The 19798-nt window shown below is 70.6% G+C and carries 15 protein-coding genes, 1 tRNA gene and 1 pseudogene; 10 read left to right on the top strand and 7 right to left on the bottom strand.

Annotated features, from left to right (window positions below; all coding sequences use genetic code 11):
* From ABZ371_RS12890 to glmS, 7 genes are all read left to right on the top strand, one after another.
* On the top strand, window positions 1-408 hold a 408-nt coding region (locus ABZ371_RS12890), incomplete at its 5' end, for a biotin/lipoyl-containing protein (protein WP_358677574.1).
* A 14-nt stretch (window positions 409-422) separates the two neighbouring features.
* Entirely contained in the window at window positions 423-1352 is a 930-nt protein-coding gene (locus ABZ371_RS12885) for a hydroxymethylglutaryl-CoA lyase (protein ID WP_358677577.1), read from the top strand.
* 8 nt (window positions 1353-1360) lie between these two features.
* Window positions 1361-2527, top strand: a complete 1167-nt coding sequence (locus ABZ371_RS12880; RefSeq protein ID WP_358677571.1) for an acyl-CoA dehydrogenase family protein — start codon at window positions 1361-1363, stop codon at window positions 2525-2527.
* A 148-nt stretch (window positions 2528-2675) separates the two neighbouring features.
* Window positions 2676-3704, top strand: coding sequence for an ABC transporter substrate-binding protein (locus ABZ371_RS12875; RefSeq protein WP_358677568.1), 1029 nt, complete (start codon window positions 2676-2678; stop codon window positions 3702-3704).
* A 121-nt stretch (window positions 3705-3825) separates the two neighbouring features.
* Window positions 3826-4773, top strand: coding sequence for a DUF4429 domain-containing protein (locus tag ABZ371_RS12870; RefSeq protein WP_358677565.1), 948 nt, complete (start codon window positions 3826-3828; stop codon window positions 4771-4773).
* Between the two features lie 88 nt (window positions 4774-4861).
* On the top strand, window positions 4862-5137 hold the full coding sequence (locus ABZ371_RS12865) for a hypothetical protein (protein ID WP_358677562.1): 276 nt from the start codon (window positions 4862-4864) through the stop codon (window positions 5135-5137).
* Window positions 5138-5223: 86 nt separating this feature from the next.
* Window positions 5224-7053 (top strand): glutamine--fructose-6-phosphate transaminase (isomerizing), encoded by a 1830-nt coding sequence (gene glmS / locus ABZ371_RS12860; protein WP_358677559.1) that lies wholly within the window; start codon window positions 5224-5226, stop codon window positions 7051-7053.
* A 197-nt stretch (window positions 7054-7250) separates the two neighbouring features.
* Here glmS and ABZ371_RS12855 read toward each other — a convergent pair whose 3' ends face one another.
* A complete protein-coding gene (locus ABZ371_RS12855) occupies window positions 7251-7772 on the bottom strand; it encodes a universal stress protein (RefSeq protein ID WP_358677556.1) in 522 nt (173 codons plus the stop codon).
* A gap of 823 nt (window positions 7773-8595) precedes the next feature.
* Between ABZ371_RS12855 and ABZ371_RS12850 the strand changes: the two genes are divergently transcribed.
* From ABZ371_RS12850 to ABZ371_RS12840, 3 genes are all read left to right on the top strand, one after another.
* Window positions 8596-9828, top strand: a complete 1233-nt coding sequence (locus ABZ371_RS12850; protein WP_358677554.1) for a helix-turn-helix domain-containing protein — start codon at window positions 8596-8598, stop codon at window positions 9826-9828.
* 10 nt (window positions 9829-9838) lie between these two features.
* Window positions 9839-10444: an oligoribonuclease gene (gene orn, locus ABZ371_RS12845; protein ID WP_358677551.1), complete on the top strand. Its 606-nt coding sequence runs from the start codon at window positions 9839-9841 to the stop codon at window positions 10442-10444.
* A gap of 117 nt (window positions 10445-10561) precedes the next feature.
* Window positions 10562-10634: transfer RNA gene (locus ABZ371_RS12840), tRNA-His, on the top strand.
* Window positions 10635-10893: 259 nt separating this feature from the next.
* On the opposite strand, the pseudogene ABZ371_RS12835 reads toward ABZ371_RS12840, so the two are convergent.
* The 6 genes and pseudogenes from ABZ371_RS12835 to ABZ371_RS12810 form a co-directional block, all read right to left on the bottom strand.
* Window positions 10894-12715: pseudogene (locus ABZ371_RS12835) on the bottom strand (TerD family protein).
* 176 nt (window positions 12716-12891) lie between these two features.
* On the bottom strand, window positions 12892-13938 hold the full coding sequence (locus tag ABZ371_RS12830; protein WP_358677548.1) for a LacI family DNA-binding transcriptional regulator: 1047 nt from the start codon (window positions 13936-13938) through the stop codon (window positions 12892-12894).
* Between the two features lie 216 nt (window positions 13939-14154).
* Window positions 14155-15615 carry a GH1 family beta-glucosidase gene (locus ABZ371_RS12825; RefSeq protein ID WP_358677545.1) on the bottom strand — a complete coding sequence of 487 codons (1461 nt, stop codon included), beginning with the start codon at window positions 15613-15615 and terminating at the stop codon, window positions 14155-14157.
* A 135-nt stretch (window positions 15616-15750) separates the two neighbouring features.
* On the bottom strand, window positions 15751-16677 hold the full coding sequence (locus tag ABZ371_RS12820) for a carbohydrate ABC transporter permease (RefSeq protein WP_358677542.1): 927 nt from the start codon (window positions 16675-16677) through the stop codon (window positions 15751-15753).
* A gap of 15 nt (window positions 16678-16692) precedes the next feature.
* Window positions 16693-17691 carry a sugar ABC transporter permease gene (locus ABZ371_RS12815; protein WP_358677540.1) on the bottom strand — a complete coding sequence of 333 codons (999 nt, stop codon included), beginning with the start codon at window positions 17689-17691 and terminating at the stop codon, window positions 16693-16695.
* Window positions 17692-17860: 169 nt separating this feature from the next.
* Window positions 17861-19183, bottom strand: coding sequence for an extracellular solute-binding protein (locus tag ABZ371_RS12810; protein ID WP_358677537.1), 1323 nt, complete (start codon window positions 19181-19183; stop codon window positions 17861-17863).
* Between the last annotated feature and the right edge of the window lie 615 nt (window positions 19184-19798).

The following is a 19798-nucleotide window of genomic DNA, read 5'->3' as shown; positions in this document are numbered from 1 at the left end:
GTCGCCGTGGACGACCGGCGCGTCACGGTCGAGCTCGACGGGCTCACCCGTGCGTTCAGCCGGGCGTCCTCCCCGGAGGGGATCTGGCTCGGGCGGGACGGCGACACCTGGCACGTCCAGGACCACGACCCGGTGCAGGCGTCGCTCGGCGGTGCCGCCCGCTCCGGGGCGGACACGCTCGCGGCGCCCATGCCCGGGACGGTCACGGTGGTCAAGGTGGCCGTCGGGGACGAGGTCGCCGCCGGCCAGAGCCTCCTGGTGGTCGAGGCGATGAAGATGGAACACGTGATCTCCGCCCCGCACGCCGGGACGGTCACCGAGCTGGACGTCACCGCCGGCACCGCCGTCGCCATGGACCAGGTGCTGGCCGTGGTCATGCCCGCCAAGGACCTCGAGGAGGAAGTGTGACGAGCGCTCTGCCCATGCGGGTCCCGGCAGCGGGCCTGCCCGCCCGGATCCGCATCCACGAGGTGGGGGCCCGTGACGGCCTCCAGAACGAGAAGTCCGTCGTGCCCACGGAGGTGAAGGCGGAGTTCGTCCGCCGACTCGCCGTGGCCGGGCTCGCGACGATCGAGGCGACCAGCTTCGTCCACCCGAAGTGGGTGCCCCAACTGGCGGACGCGGAGCGGTTGTTCCCCCTGCTCGGGGAGATCGCGGACGTCGGGGACGTGGCGCTGCCCGTCCTCGTACCGAACGAGCGCGGGCTGGACCGGGCGCTCGCGCTCGGTGCCCGGCGGATCGCGGTGTTCGGTTCGGCGACCGAGACGTTCGCCGCCCGCAACCTCAACCGCACGGTCGACGAGTCGCTCGCCATGTTCGAGCCGGTCGTCGCCCGCGCCAAGGCGGAAGCGGTGCATGTGCGCGGCTATCTGTCCATGTGCTTCGGCGACCCGTGGGAGGGCGCGGTGCCGGTCGGGCAGGTCGTCCGCGTGGCCAGGGCCCTGATGGACCTCGGCTGCGACGAGCTCTCCCTCGGCGACACGATCGGCGTCGCCACCCCGGGGCACGTGGTGGCCCTGCTGACCGCCCTGAACGAGTCGGGAGTCCCCACCGACGCGATCGGCGTGCACTTCCACGACACCTACGGCCAGGCGCTCTCCAACACCCTGGCCGCGCTCCAGCAGGGGGTGACGACGGTGGACGCCTCGGCGGGCGGCCTCGGCGGCTGCCCGTACGCCAAGAGCGCCACGGGCAATCTGGCCACCGAGGACCTCGTGTGGATGCTCGACGGCCTCGGTGTCGAAACGGGTGTCGATCTCGGCGCACTCACCGCCACGAGCGTGTGGATGGCCGAACAACTGGGCCGGCCCAGCCCGTCCCGCACCGTCCGAGCCCTCTCTCACAAGGAGTGAACCGCCCCATGTCCCTGGACCACCGGCTGACCGCCGAGCACGAGGAACTGCGCCGTACCGTCGAGGAGTTCGCCCACGACGTCATCGCCCCGAAGATCGGCGACTTCTACGAGCGTCACGAGTTCCCGTACGAGATCGTGCGGGAGATGGGGCGCATGGGCCTCTTCGGCCTGCCCTTCCCGGAGGAGTACGGCGGCATGGGCGGCGACTACCTCGCCCTCGGGATCGCCCTGGAGGAGCTGGCCCGGGTCGACTCCTCCGTGGCGATCACCCTGGAGGCCGGTGTCTCGCTGGGTGCCATGCCGGTCTACCGCTTCGGTACGGAGGAGCAGAAGCAGCGGTGGCTGCCCAGGCTCTGTTCGGGTGAGGCGCTCGGGGCGTTCGGGCTGACGGAGCCGGACGGCGGGTCGGACGCGGGCGGCACCCGGACGACGGCGGTGCTGGACGAGGCCACGGACGAGTGGGTCATCAACGGCTCGAAGTGCTTCATCACCAACTCCGGCACGGACATCACGGAGTTGGTGACGGTGACGGCGGTGACGGGGCGCAAGGAGAACGGCGCCCCGCGGATCTCCTCGATCATCGTGCCCTCCGGCACCCCGGGCTTCACGGTCGCCGCCCCGTACTCCAAGGTCGGCTGGAACGCCTCGGACACCCGCGAGTTGTCGTTCGCGGACGTACGCGTCCCCGCGGCCAACCTGCTGGGCGAGGAGGGCCGGGGCTACGCGCAGTTCCTGCGCATCCTGGACGAGGGCAGGATCGCCATCTCGGCGCTGTCGACGGGTCTGGCCCAGGGGTGCGTGGACGAGTCCGTGAAGTACGCCCGGGAGCGGCACGCCTTCGGCAAGCCGATCGGCGCCAACCAGGCCATCCAGTTCAAGATCGCGGACATGGAGATGCGGGCGCACATGGCCCGGATCGGCTGGCGGGACGCAGCCTCGCGGCTGCTGGCGGGTGAGCCGTTCAAGAAGGAGGCGGCGATCGCGAAGCTGTACTCGTCGACCGTCGCGGTGGACAACGCGCGTGAGGCGACGCAGATCCACGGCGGGTACGGCTTCATGAACGAGTACCCGGTGGCCCGGATGTGGCGCGACTCCAAGATCCTGGAGATCGGCGAGGGCACGAGCGAGGTGCAGCGCATGCTCATCGCGCGGGAGCTGGGGATGGACGCCTGAGGGGCCGTCCGGTCGTGGGCGGGGTCGTCCTCTCCTGTAACGAAAGGGCGACCCTTTTCGGCCACCGAGGCCCGAATCGGAAGGTTAGGCTAGCCTATCCTTCGAATCGTCGGCCTCCAGCCGTGACCCGCATGAAAGCAGACCGAACATGCCCCACGCCCGGATACCCTCCCTCTCCCGCCGCGGCCTGCTGGCCGCCGGTGGAGCCGTCGGCCTCGGTGCCGCCCTCGCCGCCTGCGGCGACGACTCCACGAAGGAGCGCGGAGCGGACACCGGCGCCGCGAAGTCGGGCCCCTGGAGCTTCGAGGACGACCGCGGGCTGACCGCGAAGGCCGACTCCGCGCCGAAGAACATCGTCGCCTTCGTCGGCGTCGCCGCCGCGCTCCACGACTACGGCATCGAGGTCAAGGGCGTCTTCGGCCCCACGAAGACCGCCGACGGCAAGCCCGACGTCCAGGCCGGCGACCTCGACATCAGCAAGGTCGAGGTGCTCGGCAACGTCTGGGGCGAGTTCAACGTCGAGAAGTACACCGGTCTCGCTCCCGAGCTGCTCGTCACCGCCATGTGGGAGAAGGACGCCCTCTGGTACGTGCCGGACCAGTCCAAGGACAAGATCCTCCAGCTGGCGCCGAGCGTGGCCCTGTGGGCCGCGCAGACCACGGTCCCGAAGGCGATCCAGCGCCACGAGGACCTCGCCGTCTCCCTCGGCGCCGACGTCAAGGCCAAGACGGTCACCGACGCGAAGGCCCGTTTCGAGAAGGCGGCCGCCCGACTGCGCGCCGCCGCGAAGTCCCAGCCGAACATCAGGGTCATGGTCGGCTCCGCCAGCCAGGACCTCTTCTACGTCTCGCTCGCCAAGATGTCGGCGGACACGCTCTACTTCCAGGAGCTCGGCGTGCGGTTCGTCGAGCCGAAGGTCAACGCGGCCGGCTTCTTCGAGGAGCTGAGCTGGGAGAACGTCGACAAGTACGGGGCCGACATCATCATGATGGACAACCGGTCCTCGGCCCTGCAGCCGGACGCGCTGACCTCCAAGCCGACCTGGGCCCAGCTCCCGGCCGTCAAGGCCGGGCAGGTCGTCCCGCGCACCACGGAGCCCATCTACTCGTACGCCAAGTGCGCGCCGATCCTCGAGGACCTCGCCGAGGCCATCGAGAAGGCGAAGAAGGTCAGCTGAGTCCCGGTGCCCGGGCCGGACGGCCCGGGCAGCCCGCCCGGATGACGGCCCGCGGACGCCCGGAACGAGTCCGAACCGTTCGGTCGGTACGCGGGACGGCACGGCTGGCAGAATCCGCCGCATGACGGACATCATCACGCGTGACGGAACGTGGCACTTCGACGGCGACACGCTGCGCGTCGTGCCGGGCGGCAAGGTGCATCCGGTGCGGCAGGGCCTCGGCGAGTTCGCCGTCCCCCTGCGCGCCGTGGCGGGCATATCGTTCGAGCCGGACCGCAAGGGGGGCCGCCTGCGGCTGCGGCTGCGTGCCGGGGCCTGCCCGGTGCTGCGGGCGGCGAACGGCCGGCTCAAGGGCGCGTCCGACCCCTACCAGCTCACGGTCGAGAAGGACCGCACGGGTGTGGCCGGCTACCTCGTCGACGAGGTGCGGAACGCCCTGCTGATCGAGCAGGTGCCCGACGGGCCGGTGGACGGCTTCCTGCTGCCCGGCCCCTCGGTACCCGTGTCCGGGGGCGGCGGGGACGGCACGGCGTCCTTCGACGGGGAGACGGTCCGCCTGGTCTGGAACTGGAAGGCCGAGGAGGCGAAGTCCTCGGGCGGCGCGGTGTCCTTCCCCGTGTCGGAGGTGACGGGGGTCCACTGGATGCCGTCCATCGGGCTGGAGAACGGCTTCCTGCGCTTCGACCGGAGCGGGTCCGTCTCCGCGCTGCCCGCCAAGTTCGACCCGTGCGCGCTGGACCTGTGGGGCCTCTCCAGGCGGGAGGACACCGCGGTGCTGGTGGCGGCGGCGGTCCTCGCACGGATGCCCACCGCCCGGGCGGGAGAACGGCCCCCCGCCCTGCCCGCGCCCGGCGAGGACACCGCGGCCGGGCGGCGGACGGGCGCGGGAACGGACGCCGGCGGCGACTCCGGCACCGCCCCGGGCCCCGGCACAGGCGGGCTGGAGGCTCCCGCCGATCACGACGTCCTGCTGCGCCGCCTGCGCGAGCTCGGGGAACTGCACGGGGCGGGCATCCTCACGGACGACGAGTTCACCGCCGCGAAGCAAGCGGTCCTCAAGCGCCTGTGAACCGGCTGAGTGACACGCTTCCGCACCAGCCTGCCCGATATCGGGCAGAATTCTTGCGAATACCGCCCATCCCGAGCAATATCAACGGGTGCTCGAACACCGCCCGTCGCATGACGACCTCATCGACCGCCTGGTCCGCTCCACCCCGCTCCAGCGCGGCGAGGCGGCCCGGGTGATCCTCGACGTGCTGGCGTACTTCGACGAGACGGCCGAGGACTTCGTGCGCCGCCGCCACCGTGAACTGCAGTCCGGCGGCCTGGTCAACGCGGACATCTTCGAGCGCATCGCGGCCGAACTGCCGCACCGGGCGGTCGCGCCGCAGGAGCTCTCGCTCCGGCAGCTGCGCCGCATCGTCTACGGCTGAACGGCCGCCGGGCCGAAACGCCCGGCGGCCGAACACTCCGGGCGACCGGGCACTCACTTGTACGTCGATGGAGGGGCAGAGACTCTATGTGCGGAATCGTCGGTTACATCGGGAAGCGCGACGTGGCTCCCCTGCTGCTGGAAGGCCTGCAGCGCCTGGAGTACCGGGGCTACGACTCGGCGGGCATCGTCATCACGGGCAAGGCCCCGGCGGGGAAGCCGGGCACCCTGAAGACGGTGAAGGCCAAGGGCCGGGTCCGCGAGCTGGAGGCACGGGTGCCCAAGCGGTTCGCCGGCACCACCGGTATCGCCCACACCCGCTGGGCCACGCACGGCGCCCCGAGCGACGAGAACGCGCACCCGCACCTGGACGCGGAGAACAAGGTCGCCGTCGTCCACAACGGCATCATCGACAACGCCTCCGAGCTCCGTGCCAAGCTGGTCGCGGACGGGGTCGTCTTCCTCTCCGAGACCGACACCGAGGTGCTGGTCCACCTGATCGCCCGGGCGCAGGCCGCCACGCTGGAGGAGAAGGTCCGCGAGGCGCTGAAGTCCGTCGAGGGCACGTACGGCATCGCCGTCCTGCACGCCGACTTCAACGACCGCATCGTCGTCGCCCGCAACGGCTCCCCGGTCGTGCTGGGCATCGGTGAGAAGGAGATGTTCGTCGCCTCCGACGTCGCCGCCCTCGTCGCCCACACGCGGCAGATCGTCACCCTCGACGACGGCGAGATGGCCACCCTCAAGGCCGACGACTTCCGTACGTACACCACCGAGGGCTCCACCACGACGGCCACGCCCACCACCGTCGAGTGGGAGGCCGAGTCGTACGACATGGGCGGCCACGACACGTACATGCACAAGGAGATCTCCGAGCAGGCCGACGCCGTGGACCGCGTCCTGCGCGGCCGCATCGACGACCGCTTCTCCACCGTGCACCTCGGCGGCCTCAACCTGGACGCCCGCGAGGCCCGCGGCGTCCGCCGGATCAAGATCCTCGGCTGCGGAACCTCGTACCACGCGGGCCTGATCGGTGCCGGGCTCATCGAGGAGCTGGCCCGCATCCCCGCGGACGCCGAGCCGGCCTCCGAGTTCCGCTACCGCAACCCCGTGGTGGACCCCGACACGCTGTACGTCGCCGTCTCCCAGTCCGGTGAGACGTACGACGTGCTGGCCGCCGTCCAGGAGCTCAAGCGCAAGGGCGCCCGCGTCCTGGGCGTCGTGAACGTCGTCGGCTCGGCGATCGCCCGCGAGGCGGACGGCGGGATGTACGTCCACGCCGGCCCCGAGGTCTGCGTCGTGTCCACCAAGTGCTTCACCAACACCGTCGTCGCCTTCGCACTGCTCGCCCTGCACCTGGGCCGCATCCGTGACCTGTCCGTCTCCGACGGCAAGCGGATCATCGAGGGCCTGCGGAAGCTGCCCGCGCAGATCGGGCAGATCCTCGAGGCCGAGGACGAGATCAAGAAGCTGGCCGAGGAGTACGCGGGCGCGCAGTCGATGATGTTCATCGGCCGCGTCAGGGGCTATCCCGTCGCACTGGAGGCCTCCCTGAAGCTCAAGGAGATCTCGTACATCCACGCGGAGGCCTACCCGGCCTCCGAGCTGAAGCACGGACCGCTCGCCCTCATCGAGCCGGCGCTCCCCACGGTCGCGATCGTCCCGGACGACGACCTGCTCGAGAAGAACCGTGCCGCGCTGGAGGAGATCAAGGCCCGCAGCGGGCGCATCCTCGCCGTCGCCCACCGCGAGCAGGAGAAGGCCGACCACACCATCGTCGTGCCGAAGAACGAGAACGAGCTGGACCCGATCCTGATGGGCATCCCGCTCCAGCTCCTCGCCTACCACACGGCCCTTGCCATGGGCCGTGACATCGACAAGCCGCGCAACCTGGCGAAGTCGGTCACCGTCGAGTAGTCCGCCCGGCGGCCCGTGGACGCGAGGGCCCCCGCATCCGCCCACGGTGGATGCGGGGGCCGCCGCGTGACCGCCCGGTACGCACGGCACCCACCCGGACCACCGCCTGTTCCCCGCCGGGCGGTTGACGGGCCGTCAAGGGCTTCTGCGGGGGCGTCAGGGGCCTCCACGGGGGTCGCAGGGCCCTCTGCGGACTGTCAGGGGATGACGATGACGGGCCGCTGGGCGCGCCGCGCGAGACGGCCGGCCACCGAGCCGAAGATCCGGCCCACGATGCCGTGCGTGGATCCGACCACGATGGCGTCCGCCGAGTACTCCCGGCCGACCTCCTCCAGCTCGTGGCAGATGTCGCCGCCCCGCTCGACGAGCACCCACGGGACGTCGGAGAGGTAGTCCGCGCACGCCAGCTCCAGGCCGAGGACCTCGGTGCGGTGATCGGGCACGTCGACGAAGACGGGCGGCTCGCAGCCCGCCCAGACCGTGGTCGGCAGGCGGTTGGCCACATGCACGATGATCAGCCCGGAGGACAGCCTCCCCGCCATGCCGATGGCGTACGCGAGGGCTCGTTCACTCGACAGGGAGCCGTCGAAACCGACCACGACTCCGTGCCGGAAGGCAGGATCGCAGGAAGGGCGCGGCTCGTCGACCGTCTGCGGGTCCGACCGGGGGTCGGCTACCTGCTTGCGGTCTGCGGGTTCGGGGATTTCGTGACCGGCCATCGATGTCTCGGCGAAGAGAGTCCTCTTGAGGAGGGAGCGGTGTGGAGGTGTGGCTGCGAGCGGTGAAGCGGTGTCCGGGAATCCTCTTCCCTGCCCCGTACCCCCAAGGGTACGGCGCCACTCCCTCACTGCCCAGCTCTCGCACGACGCATGCGGCAATGGGGGGAGCATGCCCGACACCGCCCCGTATGGCAATGCCGGTTGTGTCGTACATCCAGCTCGGTCCGGCAGCCGGCCCGCGTTCCTGTTCTCGCCGTCCGGTGTGACAGATCCGCGGGCCACTTCCACGCGCGGTTCGCCCGTTCGTCCGCCCGAACATCACTCAGCGCCACCGGACGCTTCCGAGTGGTGCACATCGGGGCGGTCCGGAGCACCCCGAGGCCCTCAGGGGCGCATGGAAGCTTCCGGTGCTCAGGGTCGTGCGCCGGTCACATGACCGGAAAGCGCTCAGGCGACCGTCTCTTTTCGGCCAACTTCGTATCGACCCCTCTTTCTTGGCGTTATGGCCGACCACGCCACGTGCCAGCAGGCAGGAATAGACCGCGCGGTACGCTTTGACCCGACGCGGACGGGCCATGATCACCAGGCGCCCTTCCCTGAGGCGCCCGCGGGTGGAACGCTTCGTGATCGAATGCTTCGCGCCAAGTTGCCATGTCGACATAGTGCCGGTGGGGGAACCTGTCACGCCGGCATCACGGAACGCAGTAGATTCGATCTTGGGGATCGAAGGTGGGGGGACGCGTGCGAGACCGAGGGGAAACGTGCACGAGCGACAGGCCCGTAGGGACCAGGGAGACGCGAACACCGAGGGGGGCTTAGCGTCATGAGCCAGGACTCCGCCACCGCAACGGAGGCCGCACGGAAACTGACCGGGCGGCGACGCCGGGAAGTCGTAGCCGTACTGCTGTTCAGTGGGGGCCCCATCTTCGAGAGCTCGATCCCGCTCTCCGTCTTCGGGATCGACCGCCAGGATGCCGGGGTCCCGCGCTACCGCCTGCTGGTGTGCGGGGGTGAGGAGGGACCGCTGCGCACCACCGGCGGGCTCGAACTCAGCACACCGTACGGGCTGGAGGCGATCAGCAGGGCCGGCACCGTCGTGGTGCCCGCCTGGCGGTCCATCACGTCGCCGCCGCCGGCCGAGGCACTGGACGCGCTCCGGCGCGCCCACGAGGAGGGTGCCCGCATCGTCGGGCTGTGCACCGGCGCCTTCGTGCTGGCCGCGGCCGGCCTGCTGGACGGCCGCCCGGCCACCACGCACTGGATGTACGCACCGACGCTGGCCAAGCGCTACCCGTCGGTGCACGTCGATCCGCGCGAGCTGTTCGTCGACGACGGGGACGTGCTCACCTCCGCCGGCACGGCGGCCGGAATCGATCTGTGCCTCCACATAGTCCGTACCGACCACGGCACCGAGGCGGCGGGGGCGCTGGCTCGCCGGCTCGTCGTGCCGCCACGGCGCAGTGGCGGTCAGGAGCGCTATCTGGACAGGTCTTTACCCGAGGAAATCGGCTCCGACCCGCTCGCCGAGGTCGTGGCCTGGGCGCTGGAGCACCTCCACGAGCAGTTCGACGTGGAGACACTGGCGGCGCGCGCCTACATGAGCAGGCGGACCTTCGACCGGAGGTTCCGTTCGCTCACGGGCAGCGCTCCGCTCCAGTGGCTCATCACCCAGCGCGTGCTGCAGGCACAGCGGCTGCTCGAGACCTCGGACTACTCGGTCGACGAGGTGGCGGGCCGCTGCGGCTTCCGGTCGCCGGTCGCGCTGCGCGGGCACTTCCGCCGCCAGCTGGGCTCCTCGCCCGCCGCGTACCGGGCCGCCTACCGGGCCCGGCGCCCGCAGGGCGGGGGGCTGGAGGGCGTCACCACGGTGCTGGAGACGTCCGTGCCCGCCCAGGGCTCGGCGTCGAGCCGGCGTGCCGCGGTGACGGCTCATCCCGGCCCGGCGTCCGTCACCGCGGTGGCGGGCTCCGGCGGCCCCCTGGAGCACTTCGCGGGGCTTCCCGACGCGTACGTTCCCGGTCGCCCGGCCCTGCCCGGGCAGCGGAGCGCCCCGTAGGGTGGGGCGCATGAACGACCGCATGGTGTGGATCGACTGCGAGATGACCGGGCTCTCGTTGACGGACGACGCACTCATCGAGGTGGCCGCGCTGGTCACCGACTCGGAACTGAACGTGCTCGGCGAAGGGGTGGACATCGTGATCCGCCCGCCGGACGCGGCGCTGGAGACGATGCCCGAGGTGGTGCGGCAGATGCACACCGCCTCGGGCCTCCTCGACGAGCTGGCGGGGGGCACCACGCTGGCCGACGCCGAGGAGCGGGTCCTGGCGTACGTGCGCGAGCACGTGAAGGAGCCGGGCAAGGCCCCGCTGTGCGGGAACTCGGTCGGAACCGACCGGGGCTTCCTCCTGCGGGACATGCCGTCGCTGGAGGGCTACCTCCACTACCGGATCGTCGACGTCTCCTCGGTCAAGGAGCTGGCCCGGCGCTGGTACCCGAGGGCGTACTTCAACAGTCCGGCCAAGAACGGCAACCACCGGGCGCTGGCGGACATCCGCGACTCCATCACGGAGCTGCGGTACTACCGCGAGGCCGTCTTCGTGCCGCAGCCCGGCCCGGACTCGGCACGCGCCAAGGAGATCGCGGCGCGCCACACGCCGCCCACCACGCGGTAGGCGCTGGTCACGGGCCTTCCGGGGCCCGTGACCCGGGCCGGAGGAACTCGGGCGCGAGCACCCTCCCGGACCCTGTACACTTTTTCTCGGCCGGTCGGAAAAGGACCGGGCGACATGGTGGGTATAGCTCAGCTGGCAGAGCACCTGGTTGTGGTCCAGGATGTCGCGGGTTCAAGTCCCGTTACTCACCCTCAGTGATCAAGGCCCGGTCTGTGGAAACAGACCGGGCCTTCTTCATGCCCGCACGTCCGGGAACACGATGGGAACCCCACAGCGCGGCCCGGCCCCCGTGGCCCCGTGCCCCCGTGGCCCCGATCACTCGGCGCCCCGCCTCCGCAGCGGCGGGAAAGGTGCCAAAGGTTGTCAGGAGCCTGTCCACCGCACACGGCGGTGCGTCCTGCCGCACCCCCCAGCGCGACAGGACGGCACCGTCCGGATCCGGTGGCAGGTCAGTGGGAAGCCACCGGCTCGGCCCCCGCGCGGCGGCTCTCCCGGGAGTCCAGTAGGGCGATCACGTGGGCGTGGAAGCGATCCACCGCCTCGTCGACGCTCCGGATGAACCCCGATTCGGCACTGCCCCGGCCGTTGCCCATGCTCTTGAACAGCGAGAGGCGGAAGCCGGCGATCTCCGCACCGTCCTTCGGCAGGACGTCCGCCGGCTCGGGGCGCAGTTTCTCCAGTGTTCCCCGCGGGCCGGCGCCGCCGCCGTGGACCAGCGTTTCGATGTGCAGGTCCGCAGGCGCCGCGGCGAGTTGGCGGATGAGCCTCTTCGCCCGGCTGAGTGGATAGCCCTGCTCCGGCGCGGCCACGTCGATGGACGTACGGAGCTTCCCCGTGCGCAGGTCCGCGGTTATGGCGAGGATGCCGGAGGCGCCCTCGATCTTGAGCTCCGCGTGGAGCCGCCCCTGGGAGCAGAGCTGGTCGGCGTGGTCCGCGCGGCGGGCCCGGGGGTCGGCCCCCCGTCTGGCGCGCTGCACGGGAAGCACCTTCCGGCCGAGCTCGCCACCCAGCCTCAGACAGACCTGCCGGACCAGCCGCTCCCAGTTCTCGATGACCTCCGTGGCCCGCTGATCACCCTGGCAGAGCGTCTCTTCGTCGATCCCCCTGCGCACGGGTACCCAGGCGGGGCCCATGTTCTGGAAGCCGTGGCACCCCGAGTGCTCGTGCTGGAGGTAATGCAGCAGCTCCTGGAGGAGCCAGGCGTGCGCCGCGTTGCCCACCCCCTCGTGGCGGATCAGCATCTGCGCCTGGTGTGCCACCTCCGCCCAGGACAGGTGCCGGAGCGCGACCTTGTGCTTGCGCCTGCCGTCGATCTTGACGTCGACGAGCGGGCTGCCTTCGAGCGCCACGTCGTTGGACAGGGTGATGACGGCCTCGTAGCCCCGCCGGGCCGCGATGTCCATGTATGCCTGCACCTGCTCGGCCTTGAGCGGGTTGCCGTTCGTCTTCGTCTCGACCAGGGCGGTCCACAGCTTGCCCGCCCGCTCCACCCGGAGCACTCCGTCGGGCCGGCGAGGCGAGTCCCCGTGCGGGAGCGAGACCTCCGTGAACGTCTCCATGCGTCCGGCGGGTGCGCCGAAGCCGGCGGGTGGTTCCCGTGGAGGCGGGCACGGGCTCCCGCGCCCGCTGCGGAGGGACGGTCGCCGACCCGGGCGCGAGCGGGCTGCCGGGATCGGCCCCGGCGCCCTCCTCCGCTTCCGCCGGGCCGTCCGCCGGCTCCTCCTCGCCGTCGTCGATGTCGACCCCGAAGTCCGTGGCCAGTCCCGCCAGACCGGACTCGTATCCCTGACCCACCGCGCGGAACTTCCACTCGCCGCCCCGCCGGTAGAGCTCCCCGAAGATGAAGGCGCTGACCGCGCCGGCGTCCTCCACGGCGAACTGCACCAAGCCCTCGCCGGACGTGTCCGCGAGCGTCAGGTGCAGGTCGTCGAGGTCCCCGAACCGGGAGCCGCCGTAACGGCTCGCCGCGACCACGATCCGCTCGACGTCCACCGGCACGGCGTCGAGGTCGAAACTGATGCGGTCCTCGTCACCGTCGGCAGTGGGGGTCTTCCCGAGCAGCTGCACGCTGCCGTCGCCGGCGACCGGGTTGTTGTAGAAGCAGAAGTCGCCGTCGCCGCGCACCTTGCCGTCGCCGTCGAGCAGCAGCACGGATACGTCCGCGTCGCCCTCGCCCGTCGCGCTGCTCCAGCCGAGGCTCATCACCACGGAGCCGACGTCCTCGCTCAACGCGGCCAGACCGACGTTGGCGCCCTTCACCATCTTCTGCATGAGCCCCCCAAAGGCACTGCCGGACCAGGGCGCACGCGCGGCAGAGTGGTGTGTGACGTTGTGTGGTGCGTCACACGTTCGCCGTACGGGGGAACCCTAGCGGCCGAGCGCTCCGTGCATGGAGGACTTGTGAAGTCTTTGCCCGTCGCAGGAGCCGCCCGGCGCGCCCGCGCGCCTCAGGACGACTCCCGCACCACCAGCTCCGTGGGCAGCACGATCCTCGGGCGCTCCCCGGTGCCCTCGTCCGAGGAGCGGTGGGCGATCTCCTGGAGCAGCACGCGGGTCATCGTGCGGCCCATCTCCTCGATCGGCTGGCGGACGCTCGTCAGCGGCGGGTCCATGTGCCGGGCCACCGCGGAGTCGTCGAAGCCGACCAGGGCCACGTCGTCCGGGATGCGTCGGCCGGACTCGCGCAGGACCTGCCGCGCGCCCGCCGCCATCACGTCGGAGGCGGCGAAGACCGCGTCCACGCCGGGGCGGCGGGCCAGCAGCTCGCGCATCGCGCGGGCGCCGCCCTCCTCGCTGAAGTCGGCGGGGGCGATGAGCCGTTCGTCGGGGTCGAGGCCGGCCGCGGCGACGGCTTTGCGGTAGCCGTCGAGGCGGCGCTGGGCGCCGTACACGTCGAGGCGCCCGGTGATCGTGGCGATGCAGCGGCGGCCTCGCGATATCAGGTGGTCGACCGCGGCGCGCGCGCCTTCGAAGTTGTCGGAGTCGACGGAGGGGAGCGTCTCGGCGGCGTGCCTGCGGCCGCTGATCACGGAGGGCATGCCGAGCTGTTCCAGGAGATCGGGCAGCGGGTCGTCCGCGTGCACGGAGACCAGCAGCACGCCGTCGACGCGGTGCGCGGTCAGGTACTGGGCCAGGCGCCGGCGCTCGCGGTCGTTGCCCGCCAGGGTCAGCAGCAGCTGCATCTCGGTGTCGGCCAGGGCCGCTCCGACTCCCCGCACGATGTCCGAGAAGTACGGCTCGGCGAAGAACCGGGTCTCCGACTCCGGCACGACGAGCGCGATGGCGTCCGTCCGGTTCCCGGCGAGCGCGCGGGCCGCCCGGTTGGGCACGTAGCCCAGCTCGGCGACGGCCGCCTCGACGGCCTCCCTGGTCTGCGCGCTGACCCGGGGGGAGCCGTTGATGACGCGTGAGGCAGTGCCCCGCCCCACTCCGGCCCGTGCCGCTACCTCTTCGAGCGTGGGCCGCCCGCCACTCCGTACTCGCGCTGCCGCCATGGCTGCCTCCCGTTCGCGGTCAATTTCTCACAGCGGGGTAGCCAAACCAAGTCCCACTGCCCGTTCCCCCGGCACTCGTGCGGACCTGGCGGTCCCCACCAGGCGTCCTTACGCTTGGGAGCGCTCCCAAGCGTAAGGGGTCCATGTGACCGGCAGGTAAGGCGGGCATGGAAAAGCGGGACCCGCCCCCCGGGCGGGCCCCGCTCCTGCCGTCGGTCAGACGGTGCCGTCGGCGCCGGGGAGGGCGTGGCGGCGGATCACGTCGGAGTACCAGTGGGCGCTCGCCTTGGGGATGCGGCGCTGGGAGGCGTAGTCGACGTACACCGTGCCGAAGCGCTTCGAATAGCCGTACGCCCACTCGAAGTTGTCCATCAGGGACCAGAGGAAGTACCCGCGCACGTCCGCGCCGTCGGCGATGGCCCGCTGGACGGCGTCGAGGTGCCCGTGCAGGTAGGCGATCCGCTCGGGGTCCTCGACCTTGCCCTCGGGCGAGACGTAGTCGTCGAAGGCCGCACCGTTCTCGGTGATCATCAGGGGCAGGCCCGGGTGGTCGCGGGTGACGTCCATCAGCAGGCTGTAGAGGCCGTCGGGGTCGATCGACCAGTTCATCGCGGTCCGCTCCTTCCCCTCGGCGAGGTGGAAGGCGACGTGCTCGGAGCCGGGCCACGGCGAGTGGTCGCTGTTGCCGTGGCCGTCGTTGCGGGTGTCACCCGTGCCGCCCTCGGGCGTGGAGACCAGCGTGGGTGTGTAGTAGTTGACGCCGAGGGCGTCGACCGGCCGGGAGATGGTGGCGAGGTCGCCGTCCCGGACCAGCTTGGACCAGTCCACCAGGTGCGAGGTGTCCGCGATCAGGTCCTCGGGGTACTCGCCCCGGAGCATCGGGCCGGTGAACACGCGGTTGCCGACGGCGTCGATGCGCCGGGCGGCGTCCGCGTCGGCCTCGCTGCCCGTCAGCGGGCGGACCTGGTGGAGGTTGAGGGTGACCGAGGTCTGCGCCGCAGCGGGGAGTTGGGCGCGCAGAACCTCGATCGCCCGGCCATGGGCGAGATTGAGGTGATGGGCCGCCTGCAGGGCTGCTGCGGGCTCGGTGCGGCCGGGGGCGTGCACGCCGGAGCCGTATCCGAGGTAGGCCGAGCACCACGGCTCGTTGAGGGTGGTCCACATGCCGACGCGGTCGCCGAGGGCACCGGACACGATCGCGGCGTAGTCGGCGAAACGCTCGGCGGTCGCGCGCTCGGGCCAGCCGCCGGCGTCCTCGAGCTCCTGGGGGAGGTCCCAGTGGTAGAGGGTGGCGACGGGCATGATGCCGGCGTCGAGCAGCTCGTCGACGAGCTTGCGGTAGAAGTCCAGGCCGCGCTCGACGGCCGGGCCGCGGCCGGTGGGCTGGACCCGCGACCAGGAGACGGAGAAGCGGTAGGCCTTCAGCCCCAGCTGCTTCATCAGGGCGACGTCGTCGCGGTAGCGGTGGTAGTGGTCGGCGGCGATGTCACCGGTGTCGCCGTTGCGGACCTTGCCGGGGGTGCGGCTGAAGGTGTCCCAGATGGACGGGGTGCGGCCGTCTTCGGCGGCGGCGCCCTCCACCTGGTAGGACGCGGTGGCCGCGCCCCAGAGGAAGCCCGTGGGGAACTGCGCCTCGGGCGCCTGCTTGGGGGTGATGTCGGGTCGTACGGCAGTCATGCGGGAGCGCTCCCATGGGTGGAGGGACAAGGACGGGGGTACGGGCCCCGGTGCCCGTACGGCCTGCGGTCAGGTACAGGCCGTACGGGACGGCCGGGGTGGTACCGGGGCGGGACGGCACGGCGGGCGAGGAGGTCAGCCCTTGACGGCGCCGGCCATGATCCCGCCGACGATCTGCTTGCCGAAGATCACGAAGACGACGAGCAGCGGCACGGTGCTGATCAGCGCGCCGGCCATGATGATGCTCTGGTCGGGAACGTAGGAGGCACTCAGCTGGCCGAGGGCGACCTGCAGGGTGGGGTTCTCCTGGTTCAGCGCGAGGTAGGGCCAGAAGAAGTCGTTCCACGTCTGGACGAAGGTGAGCATGCCGAGCACCATCATGGCCGGTCGGGCCACGGGAAGCACGATGCTCCGCACGATACGGAGGTTGTTCGCCCCGTCCATCCTGCCCGCCTCGATGAGCTCGTACGGCAGTGCCTCCAGGAGGTACTGGCGCATGAAGAACACGCCGAAGGCGCTCACCAGGGTCGGGAAGATCACCGACTCCAGCTGACCGCCCCAGCCGATGTCCGACATCATCATGAACAGCGGGACGACGCTCAGCTGCGGCGGGATCGTCAGGGTGGCGATGACCATGGTCATCAGCGCTCCGCGGCCCTTGAAGCGCATCTTGGCGAAGGCGTAGCCCGCCAGGGTGCAGAAGAACAGGGTCGCGGCGGTGATGGAGCACGACACGATGAAGGTGTTGAGGATGGCCGTGCCGAGGTGGGCCTGTTCCCAGGCCGCCTCGAGGTTGTCGAACAGCTTGCCGCCCGGGAAGAAGGGCGGCGGCGTGTCCAGCACCTCGTCCTGGGTGCGGGAGGCGGTGACGAGCGTCCAGTACAGCGGGAACAGCGAGCCGATGCCGACGACCGCCAGGGCGAAGTAGGCGAAGGGGCCCGCGTGGTGCTGGCGGCCCGCGCCGGGCTTGAACCGGCGGGTGCGTGCCGGTTCACTGCGGCGGACGGCGGTCTTGGTGACGCCGTGCCGCTCCGGGGTGGTGATGGGGCTGGTGGTGGTCATGGATATCGCTCCCCGTCAGGCCGCGGTCTTGCGCACGAAGCGCCCGATGAGCCAGTTGATCCCGGCAATGAGCAGCAGCAGGACGAGCATGGCCCAGGCGACTGCGGCGGCCGGACCGAGGTGGAGGAGATTCCAGCCGTAGTTGTAGAGGTAGATGCTGAGCGTCTCGTACTGGTGCTCCGTGCCGCCCTGCGCGCCGTTGACGCCGCCCTCCAGGAGCAGGGGCTCGCCGAACAGCTGCATCGAGCCGATGGTCGAGATGACGATCGTGAAGAGGATCGTCGGCCGGAGCGCGGGGATCGTCACGTTGCGGAACTGCTGCCAGCGCGAGGCCCCGTCGATCGAGGCGGCCTCGTAGAGGTCCGAGGGGACCGCCTGCATCGCGGCGAGGTAGATGAGCGTGTTGTAGCCCGTCCAGCGCCAGATCACGATGACGGCGATGGCGATCTTGGACGTCCAGTGGCCGTTGACCCAGTTGGTCTCGCCGGCGCCGAAGAAGCTGAGCACCCAGTTGAGGAGGCCGCCGTCCGCGCGGAACACCAGGGCGAAGACGAGGGCCGCGGAGGCCACCGAGGTGGCGTACGGGGTGAGGATCACGGTGCGCCAGAAGGTGCTGGCACGCAGTTTGTAGTTCAGCAGGTGGGCGAGGCCGAGCGCCATCATCAGCTGCGGGACGGTCGAGATGACGCCGATGACGAAGGTGTTGGTGACCGCGGTCCAGAACTCGGAGTCCTGGAGGATGGTGCTGAAGTTGTCCCAGCCGACCCATTCCATGTGGTCGAGATCGGTCATCTCCACCTTGTGGAGGGCGATCCAGCCGGTGTACACGAGCGGGTAGAGGCCGAAGGCCGCGAAGACGAGGAAGAAGGGCGCGATGTAGGCGTACGGCGACGCCTTGTCGTCGAAGCGCCACAGCCGGCTGCGCCATGCCTGGCGTCCGGGGGTCATGGGCTTCGGGGCGCGGCGGCTGGGCCGGGTGCCGTGTGCGCCCCGGGTGGGGGTCGTGGTTGCCACAGGTGGGAGTCCTTCCCTGGGGTGTGCCGACACCGCAGGGGCAGGCCGGCCTCTGGTCAGGGCCGGCGGAGGTGTCGGAAGCCGTGCACGGGGCCGGTGCGGGAACCGGCACCGGTGCGGGCGGCCCGGGACGCGTGGATGGCGTCCCGGCCGCCCGCACCGGCGAGGCTCAGCCGATCACCTTGTCGATGGCCTCGGTGGCGTCGTCCCAGGCCTTGTCCGGGCTGGTGCCGCGCTGCTCCATGTTGTTGATCTGGGTGGAGATGGAGTCCTTGATGATGCCGTCCTTCGGGCCGAGCACGGCCGCGGGGATGATCTGGGCCTCCTCGGCGTAGATCTCACCGATGGGGGCGTTGTTGAAGTACTCGAGCTTGGCGCTCTTCACCTCGGCGAGCTCGTAGGCACCCTTGTTCGAGGGGAAGACGCCGACGGCCTTGAAGACGGCGGCCTGCTGCTCGGGGGCGGTCAGCCACTTGACGAGCTCACCGGCCTCCTTGACGTGCTTGCCCTTGGCGGGCACGGAGAGGAAGGAACCGCCCCAGTTGGCCGCGGTCTCACCGGGGGTGCGGGCGATGTCCCACTTGCCCTTGAAGGTGTCACCGGCGTAGGTGGAGATCTGCGCGGCCATCCAGGCCGGGCAGGCCACGGTGGCGATGCTGCCCTTGCGCAGGGCCGCCTGCCACGGCGGGCTGAACTGGGCCAGGCCCTGGGTCAGCTTCTTGTCGACCGCCTGGGCGGCGAGGTTCCAGCCCGCCTTGACGCCGGCGCTCTCCTTGTAGATCGCCTTGCCGTCCTTGGAGTAGTACTGCTCCGAGTCGGAGCTGACCACGCCGTTGTACATGGCGCTGGCGGAGTCCATGAAGAAGGTGCCCTTGGGGGCCTTCTTCTTGTACTCCTCGCCGAGCTTGAGGTAGTCCTCCCAGCCGCCCGCGACCTTCGCGGCGACGGCCTCGCGGTCGGCCGGCAGACCGGCCTGCTCGAAGAGGTCACGGCGGTAGCAGATCGACATGGGGCCGATGTCGGTGCCGGCTCCGATGACCTTGCCCTCGTCGGTGCTGGCCTGGAGCGCCTTCCAGTTCACCCACTGGTCGGTGTCGACGACCTTGGCGAGGTCGGTGAACGCGTCGGCCTTGGTGTCGACGAGCTCCTTGATGCGGCCGACCTCGATGCCCTGGACGTCGGCCAGTCCGCTGCCCGTGTTGAGCTGCTGGAGGAACTTGGGGTAGTAGACCTTCTCGTCGGCCGTGGTGTTCTCCTTGACCGTGATGTTCGGGTGGAGCTCGTGGTACTTCGCGAAGAGCCCCGCCTCCTTGTACCCGAACTGTCCGAAGTCGGCGACGGTCAGGGTGATGTTCCCGTTCGCGTCGGCCTCGTCGGAGTCCGATCCCGAGTCGCTGCAGCCGGTCAGCAGCAGGGCGGTGGCCGTGAGGCCCGTGGTGGCCATGACGGCAGCTCTGCGGCGTCGACCTGCGACGGTGCGGGTGATGCGCATTCCACTACTCCTTGTTCCAGGGTGGGACTGGCGTTCGATCTGCTCGGCATACGCGCTGGTAGGTGCGGGTGCCAGTGGTACGGAGAGGACATGGGCTGTGCCGTCCCCGTACGAGCGAAAAACCTCGTTCGATATGGGAGCGCTCCCATGCGCTGATGCCGGAAGATTGCTGCCTCAAGGGGGTGGGTGTCAAGAGTTGAAGACGCTTCCGTTGCCCGAGTGTGTCCTGCAAGTCACGCGAACGTGTCCGACCGAGGTCTTGCGTTCACCGGCACACCCTGCATGGACGGAGCCCACCGGAGCCAAAGTGTGCAGGTCAGACGGGTGTTGGGCTGAAGAACCGGGATGTGCGACCGGTCGGATGCGGCTGCGCGGCCGTTTTCGGCACGGGCTTTCCGGCGGGTGTCCCCCTCGCGGTCCGCCCGCGGACGCCCGCCGGAAAATGAACGGGACACGGCGGTCAGGGGGCGCCTGGAGGGACCTGAGCGCCTTTCCGTGTTCTTTCCCCGAACTCCGGTGGCCGGTGCGGTGGTTCCGCTTGACGCTCCGGACGCGCGGAGAAAGGGGCGCGCACCCCGGCCGGTGGTGGGGGGTGTGGGGCCGGCCGGGGTGCGC

The sequence above is a fragment of the Streptomyces sp. NPDC005899 genome, from assembly GCF_040629645.1.
In the GTDB taxonomy this organism is placed as follows: Bacteria; Actinomycetota; Actinomycetes; order Streptomycetales; family Streptomycetaceae; genus Streptomyces.
This window is presented reverse-complemented; position numbering and strand designations above follow the sequence as displayed.